This is a genomic window from Escherichia sp. AM3, from assembly GCF_032029835.1.
Lineage (GTDB): Bacteria > Pseudomonadota > Gammaproteobacteria > Enterobacterales > Enterobacteriaceae > Escherichia > Escherichia coli.
Genome location: NZ_JAVUPQ010000346.1, coordinates 1 through 1,134, shown reverse-complemented (window position 1 = coordinate 1,134; position 1,134 = coordinate 1). Strand labels below are relative to the sequence as shown.

The window sequence follows — 1,134 nt, the reverse complement described above, 5'->3', positions numbered from 1 at the left end:
TCGACGTGAATATGACTGTCATCATGTCCCCCGGTTATTTCCCATACCTTACTGTCCTGCCTGTTTCAGCTGGTCAGCAATCTGCTCTTTCACTTTCTGCGTCAGAACGCCACTGTCCGGGATTTTCTGGTTATTCATCAGGTCTTCGTAGAAGTTAGTGAAATCCAGTCTGTTGAACTGAATTTTCTGCAGCTCATCAACCGTAATCCCCCGACAGTCAGGATGCTTCGCACTACCAAAACTGATACGCAACTGACCGTTGCGCCCCTGCTGCTGGACTATCTGCGCCAGCTTCGAATCAAACTGACAGTAGCTGCGTTTTTTCTCCAGACAGACACCCAGCACTTTCTTCGAACAGAACTCCCCGACGCTGACGGTCAGTTTGTTTGATTTTGCTTTAGCCAGGGCCTTTTCATCACTGCTGCATTTGGCCAGCCCGATATCCTGTCCCCAGCCGCTGTCCTTACAGCAGTTGCTGTATCCGGCTGCAGCCTTCTTACAAAATTTCGCCTGACCGGTGAAAGCACGGACATCCCCCCCGTTCAGCGCCGCAACATCCTTACCTGCTGCGGCCAGTGCCGCCAGCTGAGAAACGGCTTCGGCAAAATCATTACTCTGCCCGCTCTGAGCCTTATCGCATTCGCCATCGAGACAGAATACGTCTCCCCCACAGACCATCACTTTCCCGGATGTTTTTGACTCACAGGAGTACGTGGCATATTCATGCAGACAGGCACCTTCTTCGGAGTAAAAGGCACACTGGTGTGACACCAGGGTACAGGCAGGATTGTCGGTGTAGGTCTGACAGGTTCCCTTGTCTGCTGACTGCGTGACATACGTGTCCCGGTATGCCCAGCAGCTCTGGTACATGCTGTATGACTGACCGTCTTTCACCAGCGTCCTGTTCCCGCCAGCCTCCGTACATTCTGTTTTTGTCAGTTTCCCCTGCTCCTTGCTGAACGGGCAGCTTTCAGACCAGACAACATACGGGGTGTACGAGGCTTTTTTTACCCTGACAACCAGACGCAGCTTCATTGCCGTATGACGTTTGAATTTTGTATTCCCGACCCGGACGGGGTGAGATGACGTAAAAGCCACACCGGCAGTCAGTGTTTTCTGTACTGGTGTAAATGA

General features: G+C 52.1%; 1 protein-coding gene. It reads right to left on the bottom strand.

The genetic code is table 11. The annotated features are described in order from the left end of the window. Positions 1–48 precede the first annotated feature (48 nt). A partial coding sequence (gene traN / locus RTW80_RS25705; RefSeq protein WP_312720887.1) for a type-F conjugative transfer system mating-pair stabilization protein TraN occupies positions 49–1,134 on the bottom strand: 1,086 nt, incomplete at its 5' end.